This window comes from Streptomyces sp. NPDC049887, assembly GCF_040656535.1.
Classification (GTDB): Bacteria; Actinomycetota; Actinomycetes; order Streptomycetales; family Streptomycetaceae; genus Streptomyces.
In genome coordinates, this window is sequence record NZ_JBFAMM010000010.1 from 181,564 (window position 1) to 196,568 (window position 15,005).

The following is a 15,005-nucleotide window of genomic DNA, read 5'->3' on the forward strand; positions in this document are numbered from 1 at the left end:
GCGGCTCCCGGCGCACGTCGACGGGGCCCGCCACCTCCGTGACCGAGACCGGAGCCCGGACCGCGATGGGACGCAAGCACCCCTCCCCCTTCACATCGACCAGGGTCTTCGGCGTCATGCTGCTGGTCGGCATCGGTTTGCTGATGCACGGGCTGCGCGGCGAGACGGCTCCCCAGCCGTCCGCCGCCCAGGCCTTCACCGCACGGGTGCCGGGCCCGGCGGTCTCCCACGGGCCGGTCGTCCCGCCCCTATTGGCCGTCCCGCCCCCCGCCAGGGCGGCCAAGGCGCCGCCCGGTCCCCGGCCGCGTTCCGTACCGGTGCGGCTGCGCATCCCCGCCATCCGGGTGGACACCCCGCTGATGAACCTCGCTCTGGGCAAGAACGGCACGCTGGAGGTGCCACCGGTCGACAAGGCGCAGATCGCGGGCTGGTACTCCAGAGGGCCGGCGCCGGGCGAGGTCGGCGCGGCCGTCGTGGCCGGGCATGTCGACACCCCCACCGGCCGTGCTGTCTTCTACCGGCTGGGCGCTCTCACCAAGGGCAGCGCCATTCAGGTCACCAGGCTCGACGGGCGCACGGCTCACTTCTCCGTGGACGCCGTCGAGGTGTACTCGAAGCACTCCTTCCCCAGCAAGAAGGTGTACGCCGGCACCACCGTTCCCCAGTTGCGGGTGATCACGTGCGGCGGGGGCTACACCAGGAAGACGGGCTACCTCGGCAATCTCGTCGTCTACGCGACGCTCAAGCGCTTGACCTAGCCCTCTTTACCCCGGCAGCCCGACCGCCCGGCTCCCGTGGCCGTGGGCGCATGATGGTGTCCTCACGCCGCAAGGACGCACCGGAGGGACCGCCGTGATCGTCGTGCCGATGACAGCCGCGCACGCGGAGGAGGTGCTCGCCGTCTACCGGCTCGGCATCGACGAGGGCGACGCGACCTTCGAGACCCGAGCTCCGGCCTGGGCCGAGTTCGACAGGTCCAGACTGACGGAGCATCGGTTCGTCGCCCTGCGGGATTCCGTGCCGTCGCCGGCCGCACCCCCAGCACGCCCAGCGGCCGCGGGCCCCGCGGACACCGCGGGTGTCACCGCCGACCGAGTCGGCCACGTGCTCGGTTGGGTCGCGGCGTCGGCAGTCTCCGACCGCTGCGCCTACGCGGGAGTCGTCGAGCACTCGGTCTACGTCCACCCCGCCGCCCGCGGCCGGGGGGTGGCCCGCGCCCTGCTGCAGCGGCTCATCGCCTCGACCGAGGCGGCCGGTATCTGGACGATCCAGTCAGGCGTCTTCCCCGAGAACGAGGCCAGTCTCGCCCTCCACCGGAGCCTGGGATTCCGGGTCATCGGCACCCGCGAACGGATCGGCCGCCATCACGGAGTGTGGCGGGACGTGGTCCTTCTGGAACGCCGCAGTCCCGTCGTCCCCTGACGGATGCGTCCGACGCCGGTCTGGGCCGCTGGGCCCGCGGCACAGCCCTTGCGGGCCCACCGCGGACGGTCGGCCCCGCGCCGGGCGTAAGGGGTTGGTGAGTACCTGCCGCGGAGGTTGTCCACAGGCTGAGGGCGGGGCGAACGGATTGTGGGCGCGGCGGCGCAGAATGGTGGGCATGACTGAGATCACCGAATCCACGGCGTCCGAGGCGCCCACCGTCGTCCCCGCGGCCCCCGCCGGGGAGCGCACGGCGGTGCCGGCGGGCGCGCCCGCGGACATGCCGGCCTGGGAGCGGCGCTTCCGCGCCCCCCGGGTCTCGCTGCCCGACTGGGCGGAGGACGCCCCGGACCACGCCCTGTTCGTCTCGAACGCGACGGGGACGTACGAGCTGTACGCCTGGGACCGCGCCACCGGCGGACAGCGCCAGGCGACGAACCGGCCGAACGGGACGACGGACGGGATACTCACCCCCGACGGCGCGTGGATCTGGTGGTTCTCGGACACGGACGGTGACGAGTACGGCGTCTGGATGCGGCAACCCTTCGGCGGCGGTCCGGACGAACCGGCCACGCCGGGCCTCGCGCCCGCGTACAGCGCGGGCGTCGCCCTCGGCCGGGACGGCACGGCGGTCGTGGGACGGTCCACGGACGAGGACGGGACGACGATCCACGTCGTACGGCCCGGCGGTGCACCGGTGGAGATCTACCGGCACCGGGAGTCGGCGGGCGTCGGCGATCTCTCGCACGACGGGACGCTGCTCGCTCTGGAGCACACCGAGCACGGCGACGCGATGCACTCGGCGCTGCGGGTCGTCCGGCTGGACGGAACGACGGTGTGCGAGCTGGACGACACCGAGGGCGGCTCGCGGGAGTTGGGGCTGGAGGTGCTCGGTTTCGCCCCGGTCCAGGGGGACACCCGGTTGCTGGTCGGCCACCAGCGGCGGGGGCGCTGGGAGCCCATGCTGTGGGACGTGGCCACGGGCGAGCAGACCGACCTCGCGATCGACCTGCCGGGCGACGTGAGCGCCGAGTGGTATCCGGACGGCTCCGCCCTGCTCGTCGCGCACAGCTTCGAGGCGCGCAGCGATCTGTGGCGGTTCGACCCGGCCACGCGCGAGCTGATCCGGGTGGAGACCCCGGCGGGGACGGTCTCCGGCGCGACGGCCAGGCCGGACGGGACGGTGGAGTACGTGTGGTCGTCCGCCGCGCAGCCCCCGAAGGTCCGCTCCACCGCGGGCCGGGTGGTACTGGACCCGCCGGGCATGAAGGCGCCCGGCTCGGTCGGTGTGGAGGACGTGTGGGTGGAGGGCCCCGGCGGCCGGATCCACGCACTGGTGCAGCGGCCCGAGGGCGAGGGGCCGTTCCCCACCGTCTTCGACATACACGGCGGCCCGACCTGGCACGACAGCGACGCCTTCGCGGCCGCGCCGGCGGCCTGGGTGGACCACGGTTATGCGGTGATCCGGGTCAACTACCGGGGCTCCACCGGCTACGGGCGGGCGTGGACGGACGCCCTGAAGCACCGCGTCGGTCTGATCGAGCTGGAGGACATCGCGGCGGTCCGCGAATGGGCCGTGGCCTCCGGCGTGGCCGACCCGGCGAAGCTGGTGCTGTCGGGCGGCTCGTGGGGCGGCTACCTCACCCTGCTCGGACTCGGCACACAGCCCGGTTCCTGGGCCCTGGGCCTGGCGGCGGTCCCCGTCGCGGACTACGTCACGGCCTACCACGACGAGATGGAGGCCCTGAAGGCGATGGACCGCACACTGCTCGGCGGCACACCGGAGGAGGTCCCCGAGCGCTACGAGGCCTCCTCCCCGCTGACGTACGTGGACGCGGTCACGGCTCCGGTGTACATCTCGGCCGGGGTCAACGACCCGCGCTGCCCGATCCGCCAGGTGGAGAACTACGTGGACCGCCTCGCGGCCCGCGGCGCGGTCCACGAGGTGTACCGGTACGACGCGGGCCACGGCTCGCTGGTGGTGGAGGAGCGGATCAAGCAGGTGCGACTGGAGTTGGCCTTCGCGGAGCGGCACCTGCGGTAGCGGTGCCGGCTCCACGGCCGCCACGGGTCCGGCCGCCACGGCCGTCACCGGTCCCGGCCGCCACGGTCCCGTTCTGTGCCCCGAGCCGCGGGTGCCCGGGAGGCCGCCCCTTCGGCCGCCTCCGGGCACCGGTCGGCGGAGCGCCAAACGGGACCCGGGAGAGGGGGAAAGCGGGGCGTTCCGTACCGTGGAGGCGTGTACCGGTTCCTGCTGACGCCCCGCTGGTGGGGGATCAATGTCTTCGTCGCGCTGGCGATCCCTTTCTGCATCTTCATGGGGACCTGGCAGCTCGGCCGGTTCGAGGACCGCGTCGACACCCACCGGGCCGCCGAACAGCGCGCGGAGCAGGGCGAACGTGCCGCGGCGCCGCTCGCGGAGCTGCTGCCCGTGGACAAGAACACCTCGGGGCGGCTCGCCACGGCCGCCGGCCGCTACGGCGAGCAGTTCCTCGTGCCCGGACGGGAACTGGACGGCCGGCGCGGCTCCTACGTGCTGACGCTGCTCCGCACCGGCGACGGCAGGGCGCTGCCGGTGGTACGGGGCTGGCTGCCCTCCGGGGCGACGGCGCCGCCAGCTCCTGCCGGTGAGGTGACGGTCACGGGGGCGCTGCAGGCCTCGGAGACACAGGGCAGTGACGGGGTTCGCACCGCGGGCGGCCTGCCGAGCGGTCAGCTCGGCATGATCAGCGCCGCCTCCCTGGTGAACCTCGTCCCCGACGATGTGTACGACGCGTGGATCACGCTCACCACGGCGCCGGACGGGATGCGTCCGGTGCCTGCGGCCGCGCCACAGGGCAGCGGGCTCGACCTCAAGGCGTTCCAGAACCTCGGCTACACGCTGGAGTGGTTCGCCTTCGCGGGTTTCGTGCTGTTCATGTGGTTCCGCTTCGTGCGCCGCGAGGCGGAGGCTGCCAAGGACCAGGCGCTCGGTCTCGATCCGGTGTGATGCGGCTCCACGGCACGGCGTGATCCGGCCTCCGCAGGAGGAGGTGACGGTGCCCGGCGGGGTCCCGGCCCACCGGCGGCACGGCCGGTGAGCCGTCGGGTACCGCCACGCCCGAAGGGCTGAAGGGCCGAAGGGCCGGCCCGCGCCGGTGGACGGCGCACCACACACGCCGATGGACCGTCAGCGCATCCGCACCGGTGAACCGTCACCCCGCACCCGGGCCTCGACCGGCGTGCGGTCAGGACGGGTTGAGGAGGCCCGTGCGGTAGATCGTGCCGGCGCACGCGTCGGGGATCGCGGCCTCCGCGTTCGGGCCGCCCGCCTCGGGGGTGTGGACCACCGAGATGCTGCCGTCGGCGCCGGTCCCGTCGTCGAACTGCGGCTCGGTGTTCGTAGCCGTGCCCGCGCCGTCGGTCGTGCCCGAAGCGCCGTCCGTGGGCGTGGGGTCGGGAGAGGCGCCGGTCGTCGGACAGGTCTCCGAGGGGACGAAGGCGAACTTCACCTCGTACGACGCCTCGGGCCTGAGCACCACGGCTTTGATCTCCTGGGACGGGTCGGGCAGTCCGCCCGCCGCGTCCCCGGTGGTGTGCGTGACCACATTGATCTTCGTGGCGTCCGCGGCACCCGCCGTACGGAAGCTCACCGCACCCGCAGCCCCGATCGAGCACTCGCTCGGGGAGACATTGGAAATGCGGAACGTGCCGTACACCTTGCCGTCGTCCTCGGGGGCACCGGCCTGCGCCACGTCCACACCGAGCTGGTCGGCTTCGCAGGCGGGTGCGGAGGCGACGGCGCTGTCGGTCGGCGCGACCCCCGTGCCGCCCGGGATGCCCGCGGTCGCGGCGCCGCCAGGGGTCGGCGACTGCTGCGTGGCGCTCGGAGCGCCGGGGACGTTCGGCTGCCGCCCGGCGGGGTCGCCGTTCGCCGCCTGCCCGCCGTCGTGGCTCTCCTGCTCGCCGGTACCGCCCTGGGCCTGCTCGCCGTGCCCGGCGTTCACGGGCTGGTCGTCGAGGCCGCCCGAGCTCGCCACGTGGACGAAGGCGGGGACCGCGGTGCCGAGAAGGATCACGGACGCCGCCAGGCCGACCAGGGCCTGGCGCTTGCGTGCGCGCCGCGCCGGCACGGCCCGGCGCAGGTGCTCCAGGGCGCCGTCGGCGGGTTCGATGGTGCCGACGGCGTCGTGGAGCAGTCGCCGCAGGGCCGGTTCGTCCCGGTCCTCCGGGTCCTCGGGGCCGGCCCCGGCCGGCGTCGGTCCGTCCAGGCCCGGTCCGCCCAGGCCCGGTCCGCCCAGCAGGTCACGGAGCAGGCGGTCCCGGCCCGGCAGGTCACCGGCGGGCAGGTCGCCCCGGGGTGTGTCACCCCCGAGCCCCTGGTCGTCCGTTCCGTTCCGCGGCCCGTCGTTCACAGTCTCTTTCCCAGTCCGGTCGTTCAACGGCCCGTCCGGCCCGTAAAGCTCAGTCGTGTGCTTCCCGTCCGGTGCTTCACCACCGTACGGGCCCTGCGCGGCGCCCTTCCCCCGAAGGTCGTCCCGCGGGGCGTCCTCGCGGTCGTGCTCGTGCCCGCGTTCGTGCCCGGTCATGCCGTGGCCTCCATGGCAACGCGCAAGGCCGCGATGCCCCGTGAGCCGTATGCCTTCACCGAGCCCAGCGATATGCCGAGCGTCTCGGCGACCTGGGCCTCCGTCATGTCGGCGAAGTAGCGGAGCACCAGAACCTCGCGCTGCCGCCGCTGGAGGCCCTTCATCGCCTTGATGAGCGCGTCCCGCTCCAGCTGGTCGTACGCGCCCTCCTCCGCGCTCGCCATGTCGGGCATCGGCTTGGAGAGCAGCTTCAACCCGAGGATCCGCCGGCGCAGCGCGGACCGCGACAGGTTGACGACCGTCTGCCGCAGATAGGCGAGGGTCTTCTCCGGGTCACGGACGCGGCGGCGGGCCGAGTGGACGCGGATGAACGCCTCCTGGACGACGTCCTCGCAGGACGCGGTGTCGTCCAGCAGCAGGGCCGCGAGGCCGAGCAGCGACCGGTAGTGGGCGCGGTAGGTCTCGGTGAGGTGGTCGACCGTGGTACCCGCGGCCACCGCCTCCTCAGCGCTCTCGCGCTGGGACGGTATGGGGGCAGAGTGCGCAGCCGGCATGGGAGCGATCACCGGCATCCCGCCGCCGGAGCCCCTGCCGGGGGCAGGCGAAGGGCGGGGCCCCCGGAGCGGGAGCACCGTGATGCCGCGTCCCGGAGCCCTGCCGGCGCCCCGGTTCGGGGGCGGGCCCGGGGGCCGGGCCGGGGCGAACGCCCTGCCGCGGAGCGGGGCCACCGCGGTGATGTCGAGTACTTCTGCCACGCCTGTTGGACATGCCGCCCCCCCTCAGGGTTGTACGCGCACACCATCGCTTGTGACGACGCACCGTATGCCCTCATGCGCTCCCGATCTTCCCCAATGCCCCATTTATCACGGCTTATCGCGGCACCGCGAAGGGACGACCGCATAGACGCTCCCCGCACAGCAACCGGTTGCACAGTGGCGCGAATGCATCGTCGGACACGCCATCACCCCAGTTCAAGGGGCACATCCAGGTTGTTTGATCACAGGGGGTTCCCAGATCCTACAAAGAGGCACCGACACTCTGCTCAGAATTCGCGGGCGATCGCCTCTGCCAGCTGAGCGGTGTTCAGGGCCGCACCCTTGCGGAGGTTGTCCCCGCACACGAAGAGATCCAGGGCCCTCGGGTCGTCCATGGCCCGCCGGACGCGCCCGACCCAGGTCGGATCGGTGCCCACCACATCGGCGGGCGTGGGGAATTCACCGGCTTCGGGGTCGTCGAAGAGCACCACGCCCGGCGACGTGGCGAGGATGTCGTGGGCCCGCTCGACGGAGACCTCGTGCTCGAAACGCGCGTGCACCGAGACCGAGTGGGCCGTGACGACCGGCACACGCACACAGGTCGCGGAGACCCGGAGTTCGGGCAGGTCCAGGAGCTTGCGGGTCTCGGCCCGGATCGCGACTTCCTCCGAGGACCAGCCGTCGTCCTCGAGCATCCCGGACCAGGGGACCACGTTCAGTGCCGTGGGCGCCGGGAACGGGCCGAGTCCGTCGCCGACCGCCCGGCGCACGTCCCCGGGAGCGGTGCCCAGTTCGGTGTCCGCGACCAGCGCGAGCTGGGTGCGGAGCGCATCGACACCGCACTGTCCGGCACCGCTGACGGCCTGGAGGGCGGAGACCACGAGTTCGTCCACGCAGAACTCGGCGTGCAGGGCGCCCACGGTGACGATCATCGCCAGCGTGGTGCAGCCCGGGCTCGCGACGATGCCGCGCGGCCGGTGTCGCACGGCATGCGGATTGATCTCGGGCACGACGAGGGGGACGTCGGGATCCAGCCGGAAGGCGGCCGAGTTGTCCACGACCACCGCGCCCTTGGCGACGGCGACCGGCGCCCACTGGGTCGCGACCGGGGCCGGCACCAGGAACAGGGCGACGTCGACCCCCGTCAGCGCCGCCTCGGAGAGGGCGACGACCTCGGTCTCCTCGCCGCGTACGGCCAGCTTGCGGCCGGCCGAACGCGGGGAGGCGACCAGGCGTATCTCGCCCCAGACGTCCGCGCGCTGGGACACCATCTGGAGCATCACCGCGCCGACGGCTCCGGTCGCACCCACGACCGCGAGCGTCGGCTTGCGGTTCATCGCGCGACCACCGTCGCGCGGCCAGCGGTCACCGGCCGGTGCCTCCGTAGACGACGGCCTCGTCGGAGTCGCTGTCGAGGCCGAAGGCGGTGTGGACGGCCCGGACGGCCTCCTTGACGTCGTCGGCGCGGGTCACGACCGAGATCCGGATCTCGGAGGTGGAGATCAGCTCGATGTTCACGCCGGCGTCGGACAGCGCCTCGAAGAAGGAGGCGGTGACACCCGGGTTGGTCTTCATGCCCGCGCCGACGAGCGAGATCTTGGCGATCTGGTCGTCGTAGCGCAGCGACTCGAAACCGATGGCGCTCTTGGTCTTCTCGAGCGCGTCGATCGCCTTGCGGCCCTCGGTCTTCGGAAGGGTGAAGGAGATGTCGGTGAGGCCCGTGGACGCGGCGGAGACGTTCTGCACCACCATGTCGATGTTGATCTCGTTGTCCGCGATGGTGCGGAAGATCGCGGCGGCCTCGCCCGGCTTGTCCGGGACGCCGACGACGGTGATCTTCGCCTCGGAGGTGTCGTGGGCGACTCCGGAGATGATGGCCTGCTCCACCTTGCGGGCTCCTTGCTCGGCGTGCGGTTCGTTGCTGACCCAGGTGCCCCGCAGCCCCGAGAAGGACGAGCGGACGTGGATCGGGATGTTGTAGCGGCGTGCGTACTCGACGCACCGGTGCAGGAGCACCTTGGAACCGGAGCTCGCGAGCTCCAGCATGTCCTCGAACGAGATCCAGTCGATCTTGCGGGCCTTCTTCACCACGCGCGGGTCGGCGGTGAAGACGCCGTCCACGTCGGTGTAGATCTCGCAGACCTCGGCGTCCAGCGCCGCGGCCAGCGCGACGGCGGTGGTGTCCGAACCGCCACGACCGAGGGTGGTGATGTCCTTCTTGTCCTGGGACACGCCCTGGAAGCCCGCGACGATCGCGATGTTGCCCTCGTCGAGCGCCGTCCGGATCCGGCCCGGCGTGACATCGATGATGCGCGCTTTGTTGTGGACCGAGTCGGTGATCACGCCGGCCTGGCTGCCGGTGAACGACTGGGCCTCGTGGCCCAGGTTCTTGATCGCCATCGCCAGCAGGGCCATGGAGATCCGCTCTCCGGCGGTCAGCAGCATGTCGAACTCACGGCCGGCAGGGATCGGGGATACCTGCTCGGCGAGATCGATCAACTCGTCCGTCGTGTCACCCATCGCCGAGACCACGACGACCACCTGGTGGCCGTTCTTCTTGGCATCGACGATCCGCTTGGCGACCCGCTTGATGCCCTCGGCATCGGCAACGGAGGAGCCTCCGTACTTCTGCACGACAAGGCCCACGTGCGCTCCTCGCTCGGTCTCTGGCCGCAGTCATCACTGCGGTCTGCGTCAGTTTAACGAGCAGCCCGGAATCGCCGCCGCCGTATCACATCGCGAGATGTCCCACTCACGCCGTGATCACCGGCAAGGCCGGGCTGCCCGAGGACTCATCTGCCCAAGGGGGCACCGGGTACGCGGTTCTGTGGGCGGGGTCACATGTCCGCGGGTGCTCCGGCGGTGCGGAACACACGGTCCACGAAGGTGCCACCCGGGCTCGGCGCAGTCCTCGGAAGGGTGGTGCCGGCCGGCCCGGGATGGTGGCACGAACCCGAACCGGCGGCGCGCCCCCGCCCCCGGGCGAAGGGAGGCGGACAGGGCCGGCTCACTGGGCCGCGGGAGCCCTCCGCAACCCGAGCGGCCCCGCGATCTCCTCCGCCATCACGCGCCCCGCCTCCTCGGCGAGGTCGTCCTCGGCGAGGTCCTCGTCGGTGTCCAGCCCGTCCAGTTCCTGCAGCGGCTGGTCCAGGCGCACATGGGAGACCAGGGACTGCAGCGCGCGCAGCGTCGCCGAGGCGGTCGGCCCCCAGTTGGAGAAGTAGGAGAACTGCCACCACCACAGCGCCTCGGTCGTGCGGCCCGCGCGGTAGTGGGCGAGGCCGTGGCGCAGATCGGTGACGATGTCCGCGAGGTTGTCGGAGATCCGGAACGGCACCGGCGCCTTGCGGGGCTCGTACGGGTCGAAGACCTCGGAGAAGACGTCGACCGGGTCGAGGAGCCGGGCGAACCGCTCGCGCAGGTCGTCGACGTCCACGTCCGGTCCGGTGTCCGTCTCGTAGCGCTCCTCGGGGACGATGTCCTCGTGGGCGCCCAATCGGCCGCCCGCGAGCAGCAGCTGGGAGACCTCCAGCAGCAGGAACGGCACGGCACTGTCCGGCTCGTCGCCCCGCGCCACCTCGGTGGTGGCCACGATGAAGCTCTCGATCGAGTCGGCGATCTGGACCGCGAAGTCGTCCGGGTCCTGCGTGACGGAGTGCAGCGTTGCGTCAGACATCGAGAAGTCGTCTCCCCTCGAAGGCACGCCCGAGCGTGACCTCGTCGGCGTATTCCAGATCGCCGCCAACGGGAAGCCCGCTGGCGAGACGCGTCACCTTCAGCCCCATGGGCTTGACCATGCGCGCCAGGTACGTGGCGGTCGCCTCGCCCTCGAGATTGGGGTCGGTCGCCAGGATCAGCTCGGTGACCGTGCCGTCCGCGAGCCTCGCGAGAAGCTCGCGGATGCGCAGGTCGTCCGGGCCGACGCCTTCGATCGGGCTGATCGCTCCGCCCAGCACGTGGTAGCGACCGCGGAACTCCCGGGTCCGCTCGATCGCGACGACGTCCTTGGGCTCCTCGACCACGCAGATGACCGCCGGGTCGCGGCGCGCGTCCCGGCAGATGGCGCACTGCTCCTGCTGTGCGACGTTCCCGCACACCGCGCAGAAGCGGACCTTGTCCTTCACCTCGAGCAGCGCGTGCGCGAGGCGCCGGACGTCGGCCGGCTCGGCCTGGAGGATGTGGAAGGCGATCCGCTGCGCGCTCTTGGGACCGACGCCGGGCAGCCTGCCCAGTTCGTCGATGAGGTCCTGAACCACGCCTTCGTACAACGGAACGCCTCTCTCGGAATGCTTCGGTGGTTACGGTAGTTGGTCCGGTCCGACCAGGGTCAAGACCGGCGCGGAAAGGGCGTCAGAAGGGGAGTCCGGGGATCCCGCCGCCGCCGAGTCCCTGGGCGAGCGGGCCGAGCTTCTGCTGCTGCAACTGCTGTGCGTTCTCGTTCGCGGCCTGGACTGCGGCGACGACGAGGTCCGCGAGGGTCTCGGTGTCGTCCGGGTCGACCGCGCCGGGGTCGATGACGAGGCCGCGCAGCTCGCCGGAGCCGGTGACGGTCGCCTTCACGAGACCGCCGCCCGCCTGGCCTTCGACCTCGGTCGCCGCCAGTTCCTCCTGTGCACGGGCGAGGTCCTGCTGCATCTTCTGGGCCTGCTGAAGCAACTGCTGCATATTGGGCTGGCCACCACCGGGAATCACGGTCACTCCTGGCATTTCGACGTCGATTGTTCGGTAAACCGAGCCTACGTGGTCGGGGGACGGCATGCCCCGCCCAGTGGGCACCGACCCTTTCGAGTGACTTCCGCGGGGAGCAGGCGCGCCCCTGGCCCACCGGACCAGGACGCTCGTGCGGGCGGAATTACCGGGATTCCGCTCCCCCGGCCCACCGTCCGGCGGTAGGAAGAACCTGCGCACCAGGACCCCCGCGTGCCGGGATCGTCACGCAGGGTCAGCGGGACTGTGTCCATGACCGCGCACCGCGTGGTCACCGCAGCCGCCGCAGTCATGCCCAGCCGCAGTCATGTACCGCCGCAGTCACGCACCGCAGTTCACACAGCCGCAGTCACACACGCAGCCGCAGTCACGCACCGCAGTCACGCAGAGCGCAGAGGAGTGCACCGGTGAGCCAGCCGGAGATGCAGCCTGGGGGGTCGGCCCGGGGGGAGGACGGGGCCGGGGTCCCGGAGACCGGCGGCGTCCCGGGCCCCGGAACCGGCCCGCGCCGTGACCGAGGCCCGGATCTGGCCGGCCGGCCGTTCCCGCTCGGCGACTGGGGCGAGCCGGCGGAGCGCCTCGACGAGCTGTACCGCTGGGTGGAGGCCGACGCCCTGCGGACCGCGGAGTGGTATCTGGACGACCGCGTGCGCAAGCGCCGTGCCGCCCGTGCGCTGCGCGCCGGCACGGTCCTGGGGGCGATCGCGGGCGCGGCGCTGCCCTTGCTGGACCTGACGGGGCTGCTGGCCGGCGCGGCGGGCTGGGGGTACCTGTCGTTGCTGCTCGCCGCCGCCTGCGTGGCCTGCGACCGGTACTTCGGCCTGACCTCGGGCTGGACGAGGGACGTGGCCGCGGCCCAGGCCGTGCACCGGCGGCTCCAGAGCCTGCAGTTCGACTGGGCCTCCGAGAGCGTCCGCGAGGTTCTCGGCCCCACGGACGGCACGGCGAGCGAGGCGGCGGAGCGGTGCCTCACCGTGCTGCGCCGCTTCTCGGAGGACCTGACGGAACTGGTCCGCACCGAGACGGCCGACTGGATGCTCGAGTTCCGCGCCGGTCCGGCGCCGCTGCTGATGCAGTCGGCGCCGGTGCCGTCGCGCCCGGACCACGCGCATCCGTCGTTGGGCCGGTTCCCCCTGCCCCCGCCCACCCGGCCGAACATGCCGAGGCAGCGGCCGCCGGAGGCGCGGTAGGTGTTCTGCCCGGGGAGGTTGTGGACGGGTGAGCCGGGTCTCGGCTTTGGGGTCTTGAACGGGTGAGGGCCTTCCGGCTCGTTGTGGACTGCGCGTCCGCACCAGCAGAACACCAGCAGAAGGGGACCGGGTGCCCCAGCGTGACGCACCCTCACCGAGACCGGCAGGCTGCGCTAGCGGGCCGCCCGTCGCTGTGCCGTGTCTCGGGAGCGGCACCGTCCGGCTCAGTTCCACCGCGATGTTAAACGTCGTCAACACCAGTGTCGGCACCGGCTGGAGCGGTCACGCCGCCATCGGCTGACCCGCCGGACGCGAAAGGGCGGCCCGCGCACATGCGCGGGCCGCACTCAGGTGCGCGGGGTGCCGTGGAAGCACGGGCCGCGGTCACGGTCGCCGGCGCACGGGCGGATGCGCGGTCAGCTGAAGATGATCATCGAGCCCTGGCCCAGGCTTCGGGTCGCCGCCGCGTGCAGCCCCAGCCAGACATGGCGTTCCCGGGCGAACGGGCTGTTGTCGTGGGGGATGGGGCCCGCCGGCTCCTCCAGGGTGGTGGGGCGGGTGGGCGGAGCCGGGGCGGACGGGGGGTTGGCGGGGTCGATGCCGATGGACGGGGCCACGTACTCGAGTTCGCGCAGCAGGCCCTGGGAGGAGCCCAGCGGGCCGCCGCCGGCGAGGAGTTCCTCGTTGGACAGGGGCTCGGGGAAGTCGACGGGAACGTAGGCACCGGCGTGGTCGTAGTGCCACACCAGATGGGACTGCTGGGCCGTGGACTCGAACATCTCCAGCAGCTGCTCGTAGTCGCCGCCCAGTTCGTCGACGGGCGTCACCGCCAGCCCGCAGAGCTGGAGGAGGTACGCCCGGCGCAGGAAGTGCAGGGCGTCGTAGTCGAAGCCGGCGATCGGGGCGACGTCGCCCGAGAGGCCCGGCATGTAGGCGAAGACGGGAACGTTGGGCAGACCGGCCGCGGTGAGGGCCTTGTCGTACGAGGCGATCTCCTCGGCGAAGGGGTTGTCGGGGCTGTGGCACAGCACATCGACGAGGGGGACCAGCCAGAGGTCACAGGCCAAGACGGGCTCGCTCTCCATCGGAGTCGTAGCAGGTTGTAGCGATGGTCGGGACAGCGTAGTGCTACTAGCACATCGCGCACAGTCAGCCGCAGCCGACGACGGCCCGGCCCGGGTGGCGGCACCGGTCCGGGGGTCTGCAGGTCACATACCCATCCTCGGACGGTCCGCGCGGTCCCGGGGCCCGCGAGTTCCCGCCGCGCCCGCCCCTCGGACGGCGGGTGCTCCGGGGCGGGTCCTCCGGGGGACTGCCGCCGCCCGCTCGGGGCCCCCACCGGTGCCGCTTCCGGCCGCTCCGAGTCCTCCGTCCGCGCCCGCGCCACCGGTCCGGGGGCCCGTGCGCCGGGCCGTCCTCACCGGGGCCGCGGTTCCCGGCGGTTCCGCCGTTCTCACTCCGCACGCCGCTCCAGACGCTCCGCCCAGCGCAGGGCGAGGTCGTCGTCCACCGCGATCAGAGCCCGGGCGCCCGGGGCGTCGCCGCGGGTGATCGCGTCGACGAGCTGCTCGTGGCCGCTCCACAGCCAGTCCCCGAACTCGGGCTCGGCCCGAAGCCGGGGCACGGCGAAGGCCCATGACTGCACGCGGAGCCGGTCGAGGAACTCGGCGATGTAGCGGTTGGTGACGAGGGCGCCCAGCTCGCGCCAGAACCTCAGGTCGTAGCCGATGAGGACGGTCAGGTCCCCGCAGCGGGCGGCCCGGGCCGCCTCCTCCGCGCGGCGGCGTACGGAGACCAGGGCCGCGCCCGTCGCCGGCTGGGCGCGGGGGGCACCGCCCTCGCGGAAGATGCCGTCCACGATGAGCGAGCGGGCCTCGATCATGCCGCGGAAGTCCTCGACGGAGAAGCGGTGCACCTGGAAGCCGCGGTGCTGGTTGGAGTCGAGCAGGCCCTGTCCCGCGAGATCGACGAGGGCCTCGCGGACGGGCGTGGCGGAGACGCCGTACTGCTCGGCGATCTGCTTGACCGTGAACTCCTGTCCGGGGCGCAGCCGTCCGGCCAGCACTTCGTCCCGCAACGCGCCGGCGATCTGCTGCCGCAGGGTGTTGCGGGTGACAGCTCCGCTCGCGGGCATGATGTCGGTCCCCTCCGTCCGGTTGCGGACACCTTAAGCCCCGTGACGTCCCCGCCCCGGCCCGCCCCACGTCGTCCCGGGCCGCCCGGACGCACCGCACTCTCCCGGGTCCCGCGCGGGCCTGACGTCCCGGGCCAGGACTCGGGGCCGTGACCGGCCGCCCCGGACGGGCAGCCGGGTGCGCTCCGCCCCGGTCCCGGCGCCGACAGGTGGAGACGCCCCCGGTCCG

14 protein-coding genes are annotated in these 15,005 nt (G+C 72.6%); 5 read left to right on the forward strand and 9 right to left on the reverse strand.

Annotation, left to right across the window (positions count from 1 at the left end; translation table 11 throughout):
- Window positions 1-65: 65 nt before the first annotated feature.
- The 4 genes from AB0J10_RS15330 to AB0J10_RS15345 all read left to right on the forward strand — a co-directional run bounded on the left by AB0J10_RS15330 (window position 66) and on the right by AB0J10_RS15345 (window position 4,411).
- Window positions 66-758, forward strand: coding sequence for a class F sortase (locus AB0J10_RS15330; RefSeq protein ID WP_363061775.1), 693 nt, complete (start codon window positions 66-68; stop codon window positions 756-758).
- 109 nt (window positions 759-867) lie between these two features.
- Entirely contained in the window at window positions 868-1,422 is a 555-nt protein-coding gene (locus AB0J10_RS15335; protein ID WP_363061668.1) for an N-acetyltransferase family protein, read from the forward strand.
- A gap of 280 nt (window positions 1,423-1,702) precedes the next feature.
- On the forward strand, window positions 1,703-3,466 hold the full coding sequence (locus AB0J10_RS15340) for a prolyl oligopeptidase family serine peptidase (protein WP_363061777.1): 1,764 nt from the start codon (window positions 1,703-1,705) through the stop codon (window positions 3,464-3,466).
- A gap of 195 nt (window positions 3,467-3,661) precedes the next feature.
- Window positions 3,662-4,411 carry an SURF1 family protein gene (locus tag AB0J10_RS15345; RefSeq protein WP_363061670.1) on the forward strand — a complete coding sequence of 250 codons (750 nt, stop codon included), beginning with the start codon at window positions 3,662-3,664 and terminating at the stop codon, window positions 4,409-4,411.
- A gap of 238 nt (window positions 4,412-4,649) precedes the next feature.
- Here AB0J10_RS15345 and AB0J10_RS15350 read toward each other — a convergent pair whose 3' ends face one another.
- The 7 genes from AB0J10_RS15350 to AB0J10_RS15380 all read right to left on the reverse strand — a co-directional run bounded on the left by AB0J10_RS15350 (window position 4,650) and on the right by AB0J10_RS15380 (window position 11,437).
- On the reverse strand, window positions 4,650-5,816 hold the full coding sequence (locus AB0J10_RS15350) for a hypothetical protein (RefSeq protein WP_363061672.1): 1,167 nt from the start codon (window positions 5,814-5,816) through the stop codon (window positions 4,650-4,652).
- Between the two features lie 170 nt (window positions 5,817-5,986).
- On the reverse strand, window positions 5,987-6,745 hold the full coding sequence (locus AB0J10_RS15355) for a SigE family RNA polymerase sigma factor (protein ID WP_363061674.1): 759 nt from the start codon (window positions 6,743-6,745) through the stop codon (window positions 5,987-5,989).
- A 287-nt stretch (window positions 6,746-7,032) separates the two neighbouring features.
- Window positions 7,033-8,082, reverse strand: a complete 1,050-nt coding sequence (locus AB0J10_RS15360) for an aspartate-semialdehyde dehydrogenase (protein ID WP_363061676.1) — start codon at window positions 8,080-8,082, stop codon at window positions 7,033-7,035.
- Between the two features lie 28 nt (window positions 8,083-8,110).
- The gene (locus AB0J10_RS15365) at window positions 8,111-9,391 is read right to left on the reverse strand and encodes an aspartate kinase (protein ID WP_269729218.1); all 1,281 of its coding nucleotides are present in this window, start codon (window positions 9,389-9,391) and stop codon (window positions 8,111-8,113) included.
- A gap of 361 nt (window positions 9,392-9,752) precedes the next feature.
- On the reverse strand, window positions 9,753-10,421 hold the full coding sequence (locus tag AB0J10_RS15370) for a DUF5063 domain-containing protein (protein WP_269729219.1): 669 nt from the start codon (window positions 10,419-10,421) through the stop codon (window positions 9,753-9,755).
- Window positions 10,414-11,013 (reverse strand): recombination mediator RecR, encoded by a 600-nt coding sequence (gene recR / locus AB0J10_RS15375; RefSeq protein ID WP_269729220.1) that lies wholly within the window; start codon window positions 11,011-11,013, stop codon window positions 10,414-10,416. Before recR ends, AB0J10_RS15370 begins: the two co-directional genes overlap by 8 nt.
- Window positions 11,014-11,095: 82 nt before the next feature.
- On the reverse strand, window positions 11,096-11,437 hold the full coding sequence (locus tag AB0J10_RS15380; RefSeq protein WP_269732494.1) for a YbaB/EbfC family nucleoid-associated protein: 342 nt from the start codon (window positions 11,435-11,437) through the stop codon (window positions 11,096-11,098).
- A 422-nt stretch (window positions 11,438-11,859) separates the two neighbouring features.
- Between AB0J10_RS15380 and AB0J10_RS15385 the strand changes: the two genes are divergently transcribed.
- Window positions 11,860-12,642, forward strand: coding sequence for an SLATT domain-containing protein (locus AB0J10_RS15385; RefSeq protein ID WP_363061679.1), 783 nt, complete (start codon window positions 11,860-11,862; stop codon window positions 12,640-12,642).
- A gap of 416 nt (window positions 12,643-13,058) precedes the next feature.
- Here AB0J10_RS15385 and AB0J10_RS15390 read toward each other — a convergent pair whose 3' ends face one another.
- Complete coding sequence (locus tag AB0J10_RS15390; RefSeq protein WP_363061681.1) at window positions 13,059-13,709, reverse strand: hypothetical protein; 651 nt, start codon at window positions 13,707-13,709, stop codon at window positions 13,059-13,061.
- Between the two features lie 386 nt (window positions 13,710-14,095).
- Entirely contained in the window at window positions 14,096-14,776 is a 681-nt protein-coding gene (locus AB0J10_RS15395; protein WP_363061683.1) for a GntR family transcriptional regulator, read from the reverse strand.
- Window positions 14,777-15,005 lie beyond the last annotated feature (229 nt).